Raw genomic sequence first — 12762 nt, 5'->3', positions numbered from 1 at the left:
GATCAAGCCTGGCGGTGGCGCGAAGATCGCGCGCTCGGCCGGGGCTGCGGTGCAGCTCGTGGCCAAGGACGGTCCGTACGCCCAGCTCCGCATGCCGTCCGGCGAGATCCGCAACGTCGACCTGCGCTCGCGCGCGACGGTCGGCGAGGTGGGCAACGCCGAGCAGTCGAACATCAACTGGGGCAAGGCCGGCCGCATGCGCTGGAAGGGCAAGCGCCCGACCGTCCGCGGTGTCGCCATGAACCCGGTCGACCACCCGCACGGCGGTGGCGAGGGCAAGACGTCCGGTGGCCGGCACCCGGTCAACCCGAACGGCAAGCCCGAGGGCCGTACCCGCAAGGCCAACAAGGCCAGCGACAAGTTCATCGTCCGCCGCCGCAAGTCCGGCAAGAAGCGTTAGGGATAGACATGCCACGCAGCCTGAAGAAGGGCCCGTTCATCGACGGCCACCTGCTCAAGAAGGTGGAGGTCCAGAACGAGGCCGGCACCAAGACCGTGATCAAGACGTGGTCGCGTCGCTCGATGATCATCCCCGCGATGCTCGGTCACACGATCGCAGTCCACGACGGTCGCAAGCACGTGCCGGTCTTCGTGTCGGAGAACATGGTGGGCCACAAGCTCGGCGAGTTCGCGCCGACGCGGACCTTCAAGGGCCACATCAAGGACGACCGCAAGGCGAAGCGGCGGTAGCCCGAGCGCCGTCAGGCGCCGGGCCATACGCACGGCGTGAGCAAGCCACCGACAGAGCACCACGATCAGCAGACAAGAGCAAGGGGACAGACATGGAAGCCAGGGCCCAGGCGCGGTACGTCCGCGTCACGCCCATGAAGGCGCGTCGCGTCATCGACCTCATCCGAGGGATGAACGCGGCTGACGCCCAGGCGGTGTTGAGGTTCGCGCCGCAGGCGGCCAGTGAGCCGGTCGGCAAGGTGCTGGACAGTGCGATCGCCAACGCGACGAACAACCACGCGATGGACGCGCGTGCGCTCGTCGTGAGTGCGGCGTTCGTCGACGAGGGTCCGACCATGAAGCGCATCCGTCCGCGCGCCCAGGGTCGCGCCTACCGGATCCGCAAGCGCAGCAGCCACATCACCGTGATCGTCTCCGACGGCACCGTGGTGGTACCGGTCGCGAAGGCGAAGCCGGTGGCCAAGGCTGCAGAGAAGCCCGCCGCCCCCAAGGCGCCGGCGAAGAAGGCTGCCGACACGGCTGACAAGCCCGTGGCGAAGAAGGCGGCTGACACGGCTGACAAGCCGGTGGCGAAGAAGGCCACGGCGAAGAAGGCCTCGGCTCCGGCCGAGACCGCAGAGAAGGAAGGGTGACCCGACAGTGGGCCAGAAAGTAAACCCGCACGGCTTCCGGCTGGGCATCACCACCGACTTCAACACTCGTTGGTTCGCCGATAGCTCCAAGCCGGGCCAGCGTTACCGCGACTACGTCCACGAGGACGTGCAGATCCGCAAGCTGCTCTCGTCGGGCATGGAGCGGGCCGGCATCGCCCGCGTGGAGATCGAGCGCACCCGTGACCGGGTCCGCGTCGACATCCACACCGCCCGTCCGGGCATCGTCATCGGCCGCCGTGGCGCCGAGGCCGACCGCATCCGCGGCGACCTCGAGAAGCTCACGGGGAAGCAGGTGCAGCTGAACATCCTCGAGGTCAAGAACCCCGAGATCGAGGCGCAGCTCGTTGCCCAGGGCATTGCGGAGCAGCTCTCCAGCCGTGTCTCGTTCCGTCGCGCCATGCGCAAGGGGATGCAGAGCACGATGAAGAGCGGTGCCAAGGGCATCCGCGTGCAGGTGTCCGGCCGCCTCGGTGGCGCTGAGATGTCCCGCACCGAGTTCTACCGCGAGGGTCGGGTGCCGCTGCACACGCTGCGCGCCGACATCGACTACGGCCTCTACGAGGCCAAGACCACCTTCGGCCGGATCGGCGTGAAGGTGTGGATCTACAAGGGCGACGTCGTCGGTGGCAAGCGCGAGCTGGCCGCACCCGCTGCCGCCGGTGCAGAGCGTCCGCGTCGTGACCGTCCGGCGGGTACCCGTCCGCGCCGCAGTGGGGCTTCGGGCACCACCGCGACGAGCACGGAGGCCGGTCGCGCCGCCAGCGAGGAGACGCCCGTCGCTGAGAACGCCGACACGTCCGCCGCTCCCGAGGCCGTCGCGGCCACAGAAGCGGCAGAGAGCACGGAGAGCTAAATCATGTTGATTCCCCGCAAGGTCAAGCACCGCAAGCAGCACCACCCGAGACAGCGTGGCGTTGCCAGCGGCGGCACTTCGGTGAGCTTTGGTGACTACGGCATCCAGGCACTGGAGCACGCCTACGTCACCAACCGGCAGATCGAGTCCGCTCGTATCGCCATCAACCGGCACATCAAGCGTGGCGGCAAGGTCTGGATCAACATCTTCCCGGACCGCCCGCTGACCAAGAAGCCCGCCGAGACGCGCATGGGTTCCGGCAAGGGTTCGCCGGAGTGGTGGGTCGCCAACGTCAAGCCGGGTCGCGTGCTCTTCGAGATCAGCTACCCGGACGAGAAGATCGCCAAGGAAGCGCTGACCCGCGCCATCCACAAGCTGCCGATCAAGGCACGCATCATCACCCGAGAGGAGCAGTTCTGATGGCAGTGGGAGTTTCGCCAGGCGAACTGCGCGAGCTGACCGACGACGAGCTCGCCGCTCGAGTGCGCGAGTCGAAGGAAGAGCTCTTCAACCTTCGGTTCCAGATGGCGACCGGCCAGTTGGCCAACAACCGTCGGCTGCGCGTCGTGCGGCAGGAGATCGCACGCGTGTACACCGTGCTTCGTGAACGTGAGTTGGGTCTGGCCTCCGGACCCGTTGGTGAGGATTCGTAATGGCAGAGAAGACAGAGGACGCGGCCGCACGGGCCGGCGCCAAGCACACCCCGCGCACTGAGAAGCCGCGCGGACAGCGCAAGACGCGCATCGGATACGTCGTGAGCGACAAGATGCAGAAGACCATCGTGGTCGAACTGGAGAATCGCTCGAAGCATCCGTTGTACGGCAAGATCATCCGGACCACGACGAAGGTCAAGGCGCACGACGAGAACGGCACCGCCGGCGTTGGCGACCGCGTGTCGCTGATGGAGACGCGGCCGCTGTCGGCCACCAAGCGCTGGCGCCTCGTCGAGGTCCTCGAGAGGGCCAAGTAGCACCAGACGTTTCCCGAAGTGCCCCCCGCACGCCATCGGCGTGCGGGGGGCCTTCTCCTATATCCGGACGTTCTTGCCACGGCAAACTTGCACGTCGGTTCGGCGGGGAAGGCGGTATTCGCGCACGGCATCGGCGGCATCGACGTCTTTCTCGGCTATGACAATTGAAATGCGCTCCGGTTGCTGTGGAAGCGAGGGTGCTCGGCCTTTGGATTCGTGCAGGGCGGTGCAATTCTGGCAAATTCGGGTATTTAGCCAGCTCAAGGTAGTTGAGTCGTAACTCAGTAAATTAAAGGTCTAGTAGATACCATTCCCGGAAATGACTCCGGGACGTTTGCATAGCGCTTGTCTTTCGTTGGCTGGAACCGCTCTCCTCATGGCCTTTACAGCCGGGCTCGGGTTGCCTTCGGCTAATGCTGCCCCTGGTGACGCCGAGACGGTCGCCCCTGCGCCCATCCTCACGTTCACCGACTTGGGGTCCAGCCCGCAATTGGCGTTCTACGGATTGCAGGGCACCGAGACAGTGGCCATCCCGGTTCCCGCGGGGCTTCAACCTGCGGAATTGACCGCGAACGTGGAGATCCCGGTCAACCTTCGCGCAGGCACCCTGACCGTCTCGCAGGACGATAGGACCATCTCCCGGGTACCGCTGCCCGAAGCCGACAGGGCGCCGATATCCATTCCGCTGACCGGAACCGTCGTGGTCGACAATGCGGTGACGCTTACTCTGCGCAGCTACCTCGTACCCGTGGACGGGTATTGCCTCGATCCCACCAATCCGTTGCGGCTCACCGATGCGGCAATTCGCTACGAGGGATCGGAGATACCACCGGCGACGGTCGCTGATTTCCTTCCGCCGGTATTGCGCAAGCTCACGCTCTTCATTCCGGCCAAACCATTGAACATCGAATCCGATGCGGCAATTCGACTGGCCACGGCAGTCGTTGCACGCTACGGCAAGCAGAATCCAGAGATCGCGGTACTGCCCCTTGCCGACGGTCAGACCGACCCCCCCGAGTCTTCGGCACCGATGGAACGCCAGATCGTCATCCGCGAGGGCCCGGAGGCCGGGGTCGGACTGCGCGGCGCCAGCGGCATCCCCTGGCTGCTGATCAGCGGGCCGCCCGATCAACTCGTCAACCAGGCGCGACTGTTGTCCAGCGATGTGTCCCGGCTGGCAGTGAGCTCGAAGGCCGTTGTCGGCCCGCTGAAGTCGGTACCCCAGCTACCTGCCGACGTCACGACCATCCGCCAGCTCGGCCAGCCCGGGGTGAACGCGACCGCATTGAACCCGCAGGTATCGATCGGGCTCGATCAGACCCGGCTGGGCCGCTCGGTGCGAAACGTCCGGGTTCATCTGCGCGGCACCTACACCCCGCTGCCGACGAGTATCGGTGGCAGTGTGGTGGCGGCAATAAACGGCGAGACCCTCGCCCAGTGGCCCACCGACGGCACCGGTGTGATCGACCGTTGGGTGGACATCCCGGATCGGCTACTGCAGCGATACACCAACCTCGGGGTGGCCATCAACATCTCCGGAAACACCGGGCGGTGCGGCGAGTTTCAACCGATCACCTTGACCATCGACGGCGAGAGCCCGGTGCAGAGCAGCCCGGCCGACCCGCCGCTGACCGCTGGACTGCAGTCGGTGCCGCAGGCGTTGATGCCCCGGATGGAGATCGGGTTGGGCCAGGACGCCTTCGCCGACACCAGTCGTGCGCTGTCGATCCTGGTGGGACTGCAGCGGATGAGTGCGCTGCCGATGGACACCGCGGTGATGCCCCTGCAACAGGCCATCGACTCACCGAACCCGGCCGTCCTCATCGCAGCAAATGGCTGGTCGGATCAAGCGATCACCTTGCCGGTCAGTGTCAACGCGTCCGGCGAGCTCAAGGTCGCCGCGGTCGACGGCAGCTCCGACGAGACCACCCTGACGTTGACCCCGGCGCAGCGGGTCGGCTCGCTGCAGACGGCGCTCGACGGTCGAAGACCACTGCTGATCGCGACGTCCAATGGCGCACCCGAACAGATCGACGCGCTGTTGGCGTGGCTGGGTGCGGACCCGGTGCGGTGGTCGCGGTTGACCGGAACTGCGGTTCTTGCGCCTGCCGGTCGCGAGCCCGTGACGTTCGGCGCGGTCGACTCCCGGCAGTCGGCCGCCTCCGTCGAAGGCGGTAACACCTCGCCGTACTGGTGGTTGGGCGGTGGCCTCGTCGCGGTGGCCGCCGCGGGAGTCGGGCTGATCTGGTGGCGCTCGAGGCAGAGGTCGGCGAGCGGGTGACATGACGGCATCCACCGACCTCAGGCACGCCCGATTCGGGCAGAAGCTGGCGGACTGGTACTACGGCCTGCATCCCGGCTACCGCCTGGTCTTGCGCTGGAGCCTCATCGTCACGACGACGGTGGTGGCCTTTCGCGCCAGCATCGCGAGCTTGGTGGAGACGACGCGTGAAGGCGGACTGGGCGGCTTCGTGTGGACGGTCGCGGTGGTGGGGACTCTGGTGGCGGTCGGCGTATCCCGTTGGCACCGAACCGAATTGCCGATTCACGACCGCCAGACCGACGTGATCATCGGAACGATGGGCCTGGTACTTGCGCTGTTGATTCAAGGGGTCCTGCTCGCGCGTTACGCACTGTACTTCCATCTGTTGCGGTTGGATCTGATCGCAATGTGGCTGTTCGTGTTCAGCGCGAGCATCGTGCTCTTCGGGCTCCGTCCGATCACCCGGTTCGCCTGGGTCTGGGGCATGGTGCTGGTGATGGTCTTTCCGCTGCCCTACTACGTCACGGTCATCGTCCTCGGTGGCAACAGAGTGGCCGCAGGCGCTGCAACCCTTCTGATCTCGGGAGTTGGCACGGGGATAGCACTGGGCCGGACCTATCGGCGCGGGTTGATCGGGTCCCTGGTGTCGTGGGCCTTCGGTGGTCTGGTGCTGCTGGTCATGACCACCTTCTTCTACGATTCGTCGCTGCTGGCCTTTCAGCTGATTCCGGCAGTGGCCACGATGTGCGTCGTCGGTGGCGGATTCTTCCTGCACGCCCGCCGGGGTGCGCCAAAACGCGTGCTGGACCGCAAGGTGGAGCCGCTCGCAGCGCGCCAGGTGTGGGCCGGCGTGCCCGTCGTGATCGTGGTCGGGATCGCGCTGTCGTTCGTGCACCTACCGCCCACGGTGAGTGTCATATCGGTCGCCCCCGTCAGCCTGGGGGCTCTGCGGCAGGGGCAGCCGCTGGTCGTGCCACCAGGCTGGCACGGCACTTCGGAGCGCACCTACGACTGGGTCCATCGGCTGTACGGCAGCGGCGCCGATCTGATCCGGCAACAGATCACGGCCGATGACGTCAACCCGTACTGGGACAAGCTGGGGCGGCCCCGAACGGTGGTGATCGACAGCCTGACGAGCCTCCGCCCCTTCTCCTTCAACGTCTATCCCGCCCGGGTCGTATACGACGTGGCCGGGTCTCGGATAAGCGAGCCGCGCGTGGTCGACCTGGGCTCGGGCGTGAGGGGGCAGATGGTCTCGGTGGTCGACGACAATCTGCTGGTCACCTGGAATGCATTGCAGTTCACCTGGGGCGACCGGGAGATCGCCCAGCGGGTGCTCCTCTTCGCCGTCGACAACCACGACCCTGGCGCGCCGTTCCCTGAGCCCTCCGGTGGCGTGGTACCGACTCTGGGCACGTTGTTCACCATTCTGCTCCGTGGCAATTCCGCCGCCACCGACCGTGCTCCCACCTTCAAGGACGCCGACTTGCTGACTCAGGTCGGCCGTGCTCTGGTTGCGGCCCAGGGCATTTCGCTAGGCGGTGCTCGATGAGCGCGGGGGTGGACCGTCCGACACCCGAGACGTGTTCCGGCGCGGAACGCGAACTGGCGCTATACCGCGCCATCAACGGTCTGCGGGATGACGATCCGCTGAACTCGGCCTCGACCCCCCTGGTGGGTTGGCAGCGACCCGTGTTGTGGGCGTTGATTCTGATCGTCGTGGGCTGCGTGATCGTGGCACCGATGCCGACCGCCGTCGCACTGATCGGCATCTGCACCTTCGGGTACGTCGTGACGATGCTCGACCGGGTGATGATCTTCCGCCAAGGGCTAGCTTCCCGAGCGATCGTCATTCCCGACGAAGAGGCCAGAGCCATCCCCGACGCCGACTTACCGCGCTACACGATCCTGGTGCCCGCCTACAACGAGCCAGAGGTCGTCGGCGACCTGCTCGGCGCGATGGCACGGCTGGAGTATCCGCCGGACAAGCTGCAGGTACTGCTCCTGCTCGAGGCCGACGACGAGGTCACGATCGCCGCCGCCGAGGCCTGCGGGAAATCCGAGACCGTCACTATCGTGCTGGTGCCGCCTGCCGAACCCCGAACCAAGCCGAAGGCCTGCAACTACGGGCTGCACTTCACCACGGGTGACATCGTCACGATCTTCGACGCCGAGGATCTGCCCGAGCCGCTTCAGCTGCGCCGGGTGGTCGCCACGTTCAAGCGGCTCCCGGACGACGTCGCGTGTGTGCAGGCGAAGTTGAAGTATCACAACGGGCTTCAGAACCTGCTGACCGGCTGGTTCACCGCGGAGTACGGGTTGTGGTTCGGCTACCTGTTACCGGGCATGATGCGGACGACGTCACCAATTCCGTTGGGCGGCACGTCTAATCACCTCTTGAAGTCGGTGCTGGACGAGATCGGCGCGTGGGATCCGTTCAACGTCACCGAGGACGCCGACCTCGGGCTGCGCATCGCAGCCTTCGGCTACCGCACGGCCGTGGTCGACTCCGAGACCCTCGAGGAGGCCAACAGCGACCCGATCAACTGGATCCGGCAACGCTCACGCTGGTACAAGGGCTACCTGCAGACCTGGTTGGTGCACATCCGACGACCTCGACAGCTGTTGCGCACCATCGGACTTCGCAGCTTCATCAGGTTCAATCTGGTTCTCGCGGGAACCCCGATCATCGCGGTGCTCAACCTGGTGTTCTGGTTCATCACGATGGTCTGGTTCCTCGGACAGCCGACGGTCGTGGGCGCCGTGTTCCCGCCCATCATCTACTTCCCGGCACTGGTGGCGTTGATACTGGGCAACGGCGCCACGGTATACATGAACCTCATCGCGCTGCGCGAAGACGACCGGTCCGACCTGTTGGTGGCCGGGCTGACCGTGCCGGTGTTCTGGGTGATGATGAGCGTCGCCGCGGCCAAGGGCTGCTACCAGTTGATCCGCAATCCGTTTTACTGGGAGAAGACCTTTCACGGTCTGGCGCAACGCCCCGTCCTCGATGGCGAGCCGGAGTCGGCAGCCACGTGAGGACAGGCACCCCGGTGCGCGACCGCAAGCTGAAGATCGCCGTCTACGTAGTGGCGCTGCTGGTGTACCTCGCGGTCGGGTACTGGCTGCAGGTGCGCAACGGATTCATCCTGGGCGACGCCCTGTCCCGAGTCTCGGCCGCCCAGAGCGCGCTGTTCAGCCGCGATCCACACCTGGCCGCCATCGGCTTCATCTTCACCCCGCTGACCGCGATGGTGCAGATACCCGCCGTTCTGTTGAGTCCGCTGTGGCCGGAGCTGACCGAGCGCGCCTTCTCCGGAACCATCATGTCTGCGATCTTCATGGCCGGCGGTGTCGTCCAGATTCTTGGCATGGGTACCGATCGGGGGCTGCCGCGAGGCTACGTCCTGGCGATCACCGCGTTGTTCGCGCTCAACCCGATGATCGTCTTCTACGGCGCCAACGGGATGAGCGAGGCGCCGTTCATCTTCTTCATGTCCTGGGCGGTAAGAAGACTCATCATGTGGATGGTCGACGACGACGTCCATCACCTCGTCGCCGCGGGCGGCATCGCGATGGGATTGGCCTACCTGACGCGATACGACGCGTTTGCCTGTGTCGCCGCGGCGGGTGTGTTGGTGGGCGCGACCACCTATCTGAGAGCACGGCCCGCGCCTCGGCTCCAGCGCGCGCTGCTCGACATGCTCTTGGTCAGCGCGCCGGGCTTCTTCGCGTTCGTCGGCTGGGCGGCGGTGAGCTGGCTGATCACCGGCGAGGCCTTCGCCCAGTTCACTTCCCAGTACGGCAACGCCGCCATCCTGGCTCAGTCCGGTCAGTCCACGGTGACCTTCGCCGAGGGCCTGACCTTCGCGCTCATCTGCATCACGCTGCTGGCGCCCACTCTGGTGCCGATCGCCTTGTGGTGTGGAATTCGGCGATACCGCCAGTCGAACTGGTCGGTGCTTCTGGTGCCACTGTTCGTGTACGGCGCGGCGCTGGCCTTCCAGGCCTACAGCTATGCGTCGGGTTCCACGTTTCCGTTCCTGCGGTTCTACATCGTGGCCATTCCACTGTCGGCCTGTCTGGCCATGTTGGCAGTCCCGGACGGAATCTCCGAGCCTGCCACACGGCGAGGCAGATACGCTCCGGCACAGCCGGATGCAGATCAGCAGCCACCACGGCGCCGGTCATGGTTGGCGTACGCGCCGGTGGCGGTGGCCTTCGCCGTCGCCGTCCCGGTGACCGCGTGGGGCATGGGGCAGCCGAAGTACGCCCCGCAGGAATACGCGCTGGGTGCAGTGCTGGCGCCGGAACCCGACAACGTCAGCGTCCGCAAGGCGACCGAACATGCCATCGCCGCGTCGTTCTCCACCGAACGCCGGATCGCAAGCTATCTGGAGAAGCTGAACCTGCCGGAGAGTTCGGTGATCACCGACACCGTCTACGGATTCGCGATCACCGCCGCATCGACTCAACCGAAGACGTTCGTGGTCCCTTCCGACCCGGACTTCGTCACGTTGCTCAACGATCCCCAGAACAACGGCGTCCGGTATCTACTGGCGGTACCGCCGACCGGGCGCGGCGTGTCCGACGCCCTCAACGTGCGGTATCCCACGCTGTACGACACGGGTGCGGACATCGCGACATTGGAACTCGAGATTCCCAATGACGGCGACAGTCAGCCGAACTGGCGGCTGTACCGGGTGCTGGCTCCCACCTAGGTCCGTAGGGCGAGGCACCCGTCACGATCCGCCGAGGGCAACGTCCGATAGGCCCTGTTCGGCTGCCATTCGACCTTTCACCTCGACGCAGTCCAGCAATTGTTCTAGGCCGGTGTGGAATTCGGCCAGCGGATCGGTGCCCACCTCGGGGAGATGAAATGTCGCCATCGTCAACTTCTCAGCCTCCGGCTACGTTTCGGGTGTAATCTCCGGGCGGTCGGCGAGATGACGACCGGGGCGAGCGAAGCGACGGGACGAATGCGCGAATTCAACGGCAAGATCGAACTCGACATCCGCGACTCCGAGGCGGACTGGGGCCCCTATGCGGCGCCGACGGCGCCGAAGGATGCGCCCAACGTCCTGTATCTCGTCTGGGACGACACCGGCATCGCGACGTGGGACTGCTTCGGCGGCCTCGTCGAGATGCCCGCGATGAGTCGCATCGCCGAACGCGGAGTTCGCCTCTCGCAGTTCCACACCACGGCGCTGTGCTCGCCGACCCGGGCCTCACTGCTCACCGGGCGCAACGCCACCACCGTCGGAATGGCCACCATCGAGGAGTTCACCGATGGTTTCCCGAACTGCAACGGCCGCATCCCCGACGACACCGCGCTGCTGTCGGAGGTGCTCGCCGAACGCGGCTACAACACGTACTGCGTCGGGAAGTGGCACCTTACGCCGCTCGAGGAGTCCAATCTCGCTGCCACCAAACGACATTGGCCGCTCAGTCGCGGCTTCGAGCGGTTCTACGGATTCATGGGCGGCGAGACCGACCAGTGGTATCCGGAGTTGGTCTACGACAACCACCCCGTCGCTCCTCCCGCCACTCCCGAGGACGGCTATCACCTGTCGAAGGACCTGGCCGACAAGACCATCGAGTTCATCCGCGACGCCAAGGTGATCGCACCCGACAAGCCGTGGTTCAACTACCTGTGCCCCGGCGCTGGCCATGCGCCGCACCACGTCTTCAAGGATTGGGCCGACAAGTACGCCGGCCGCTTCGACATGGGGTACGAGGCATATCGCGAGATCGTCCTCGAGAATCAGAAGCGGCTCGGCATCGTGCCGCAAGACACCGAATTGTCGCCCATAAACCCGTATCTCGACGTCACGGGCCCCAACGGGGAGGCGTGGCCCTACCAGGACACCGTCCGCCCGTGGGACACGTTGAACGACGAAGAGAAGCGGTTGTTCAGCCGGATGGCCGAAGTCTTCGCCGGCTTCCTGTCCTACACGGACGCACAGATCGGACGGATCCTCGACTACCTCGACGAGTCGGGACAGCTGGACAACACCATCATCGTGGTCATCTCCGACAACGGCGCTAGCGGTGAGGGCGGTCCGAATGGATCGGTCAACGAGGTCAAGTTCTTCAACGGGTACATCGACACCGTCGAAGAGAGCATGCGGTTCTACGATCACCTCGGTGGCCCCGAGACCTACAACCACTACCCGATCGGGTGGGCGATGGCGTTCAACACGCCGTACAAGTTGTTCAAGCGCTACGCCTCGCACGAAGGCGGCATCGCCGACACCGCAATCATCTCCTGGCCCAAGGGACTCGACGCGCACGGCGAGGTTCGCGACAACTACGTCAACGTCTGCGACGTCACGCCGACGATCTACGATCTGCTGGGAATCAGCCCGCCCGACGAGGTTGGTGGCATCGCGCAGAAACCGCTCGACGGCGCGAGCTTCAAGGTGGCGCTACTGGATTCAAGTGCCGACACGGGCAAGAAGACGCAGTTCTACACGATGCTCGGCACCAGGGGCATCTGGCACGACGGCTGGTTCGCCAACACCGTCCACGCCGCCAGTCCTGCTGGCTGGTCGCACTTCGGCGACGACCGCTGGGAGCTGTTCCACATCGACGCCGACCGCAGCCAGTGCCACGACCTCGCTGCCGCACATCCCGAGAAACTCGAGGAACTCAAGGCGTTGTGGTTCGACGAAGCGGCCAAGTACAACGGACTTCCGTTGGCGGACCTCAACCTGCTGGAGACCCTGACCCGTTGGCGGCCCTATCTCTCCGAGGATCGCAAGACCTTCACCTACTACCCGGGCGCCGCGGAGGTCGGCCTCGGCGCCGCCGTCGAGATCCGAGGCCAGTCCTTCTCGGTGCTGGCCCAGGTCACCGTCGATACCGCCGGTGCAGAAGGCGTGCTCTTCAAACAGGGTGCGGGTCACGGTGGTCACGTCCTGTACGTCCAGGACGCCCACCTCAACTACATCTACAACTTCATGGGCGAGGACGAACAGAAGGTGTCCGCGCCCGAACCGATTCCTCTGGGTAGCCACGTCTTCGGCGTCCGCTACGACAGGTCGGGCACGGTGGAGGGTAGCCACACACCGCTCGGGGACGTCTCGCTGTTCGTCGACGGGCAGACGGTCGCCACCACGGCCGGGGTGCGATCCCATCCCGGCACGTTCGGGTTGGCCGGTGGCGGAATCGCCGTGGGCCGCAACACCGGACAGGCGATCTCGGGCAGTTACGAGACGCCGTTCGCCTTCACCGGCGGCACCATCGCCAAGGTCGTCGTCGACGTCTCGGGTGCGCCGTACCTAGACGTCGAACGGGAAATGGCTCAGGCCTTCTCGAAGGACTGACCCCC

Annotated in this window: 13 protein-coding genes; 12 read left to right on the top strand and 1 reads right to left on the bottom strand. The window is 65.5% G+C overall.

The features are described 5' to 3' along the window. From rplB to VET27_RS03370, 11 genes are all read left to right on the top strand, one after another. Positions 1 to 400, top strand: a 400-nt coding sequence (gene rplB / locus VET27_RS03420) for a 50S ribosomal protein L2 (RefSeq protein ID WP_526515135.1), incomplete at its 5' end; no start/stop codon positions are given. An 8-nt stretch (positions 401 to 408) separates the two neighbouring features. Next, on the top strand, positions 409 to 690 hold the full coding sequence (rpsS, locus tag VET27_RS03415) for a 30S ribosomal protein S19 (RefSeq protein ID WP_526515133.1): 282 nt from the start codon (positions 409 to 411) through the stop codon (positions 688 to 690). Between the two features lie 92 nt (positions 691 to 782). Continuing rightward, entirely contained in the window at positions 783 to 1322 is a 540-nt protein-coding gene (gene rplV, locus VET27_RS03410; RefSeq protein ID WP_526515131.1) for a 50S ribosomal protein L22, read from the top strand. 7 nt (positions 1323 to 1329) lie between these two features. Beyond that, positions 1330 to 2196 (top strand): 30S ribosomal protein S3, encoded by an 867-nt coding sequence (gene rpsC / locus VET27_RS03405; RefSeq protein WP_526515129.1) that lies wholly within the window; start codon positions 1330 to 1332, stop codon positions 2194 to 2196. A gap of 3 nt (positions 2197 to 2199) precedes the next feature. Further along, on the top strand, positions 2200 to 2616 hold the full coding sequence (rplP, locus tag VET27_RS03400) for a 50S ribosomal protein L16 (RefSeq protein ID WP_526515127.1): 417 nt from the start codon (positions 2200 to 2202) through the stop codon (positions 2614 to 2616). Further along, entirely contained in the window at positions 2616 to 2849 is a 234-nt protein-coding gene (gene rpmC / locus VET27_RS03395) for a 50S ribosomal protein L29 (protein ID WP_140690890.1), read from the top strand. Before rplP ends, rpmC begins: the two co-directional genes overlap by 1 nt. Then, complete coding sequence (gene rpsQ, locus VET27_RS03390) at positions 2849 to 3166, top strand: 30S ribosomal protein S17 (protein WP_526515125.1); 318 nt, start codon at positions 2849 to 2851, stop codon at positions 3164 to 3166. The genes rpmC and rpsQ overlap by 1 nt, the downstream gene beginning before the upstream one ends. 376 nt (positions 3167 to 3542) lie before the next feature. Then, positions 3543 to 5447, top strand: a complete 1905-nt coding sequence (locus tag VET27_RS03385) for a hypothetical protein (protein ID WP_526515123.1) — start codon at positions 3543 to 3545, stop codon at positions 5445 to 5447. 1 nt (position 5448) lies between these two features. Then, the gene (locus VET27_RS03380; protein WP_526515121.1) at positions 5449 to 6981 is read left to right on the top strand and encodes a hypothetical protein; all 1533 of its coding nucleotides are present in this window, start codon (positions 5449 to 5451) and stop codon (positions 6979 to 6981) included. Next, positions 6978 to 8468, top strand: coding sequence for a glycosyltransferase (locus VET27_RS03375; protein ID WP_526515119.1), 1491 nt, complete (start codon positions 6978 to 6980; stop codon positions 8466 to 8468). Before VET27_RS03380 ends, VET27_RS03375 begins: the two co-directional genes overlap by 4 nt. Continuing rightward, complete coding sequence (locus VET27_RS03370; RefSeq protein ID WP_526515117.1) at positions 8465 to 10150, top strand: ArnT family glycosyltransferase; 1686 nt, start codon at positions 8465 to 8467, stop codon at positions 10148 to 10150. The genes VET27_RS03375 and VET27_RS03370 overlap by 4 nt, the downstream gene beginning before the upstream one ends. A gap of 21 nt (positions 10151 to 10171) precedes the next feature. On the opposite strand, the gene VET27_RS03365 is transcribed toward VET27_RS03370, so the two are convergent. Beyond that, positions 10172 to 10318 (bottom strand): hypothetical protein, encoded by a 147-nt coding sequence (locus tag VET27_RS03365; RefSeq protein ID WP_526515114.1) that lies wholly within the window; start codon positions 10316 to 10318, stop codon positions 10172 to 10174. A 57-nt stretch (positions 10319 to 10375) separates the two neighbouring features. On the opposite strand from VET27_RS03365, the gene VET27_RS03360 reads away from it, so the two are divergent. Further along, on the top strand, positions 10376 to 12757 hold the full coding sequence (locus VET27_RS03360; protein ID WP_526515112.1) for an arylsulfatase: 2382 nt from the start codon (positions 10376 to 10378) through the stop codon (positions 12755 to 12757). Positions 12758 to 12762 lie beyond the last annotated feature (5 nt).

It is taken from the genome of Mycobacterium sp. (assembly GCF_035633495.1).
Classification (GTDB): Bacteria; Actinomycetota; Actinomycetes; order Mycobacteriales; family Mycobacteriaceae; genus Mycobacterium.
The sequence above is the reverse complement of the archived record's forward strand: the minus strand, read 5'-3'. Positions and strand labels throughout refer to the sequence as shown.

Bases quoted from the DNA above. Each gene is read 5' to 3' on its own strand.
- rpsS (WP_526515133.1), top strand. From the start codon at position 409: ATGCCACGCAGCCTGAAGAAGGGCCCGTTCATCGACGGCCACCTGCTC.
- rplV (WP_526515131.1), top strand. From the start codon at position 783: ATGGAAGCCAGGGCCCAGGCGCGGTACGTCCGCGTCACGCCCATGAAG.
- rplP (WP_526515127.1), top strand. From the start codon at position 2,200: ATGTTGATTCCCCGCAAGGTCAAGCACCGCAAGCAGCACCACCCGAGA.
- rpmC (WP_140690890.1), top strand. From the start codon at position 2,616: ATGGCAGTGGGAGTTTCGCCAGGCGAACTGCGCGAGCTGACCGACGAC.
- rpsQ (WP_526515125.1), top strand. From the start codon at position 2,849: ATGGCAGAGAAGACAGAGGACGCGGCCGCACGGGCCGGCGCCAAGCAC.
- VET27_RS03385 (WP_526515123.1), top strand. From the start codon at position 3,543: ATGGCCTTTACAGCCGGGCTCGGGTTGCCTTCGGCTAATGCTGCCCCT.
- VET27_RS03380 (WP_526515121.1), top strand. From the start codon at position 5,449: ATGACGGCATCCACCGACCTCAGGCACGCCCGATTCGGGCAGAAGCTG.
- VET27_RS03375 (WP_526515119.1), top strand. From the start codon at position 6,978: ATGAGCGCGGGGGTGGACCGTCCGACACCCGAGACGTGTTCCGGCGCG.
- VET27_RS03365 (WP_526515114.1), bottom strand. From the start codon at position 10,318: ATGGCGACATTTCATCTCCCCGAGGTGGGCACCGATCCGCTGGCCGAA.
- VET27_RS03360 (WP_526515112.1), top strand. From the start codon at position 10,376: ATGACGACCGGGGCGAGCGAAGCGACGGGACGAATGCGCGAATTCAAC.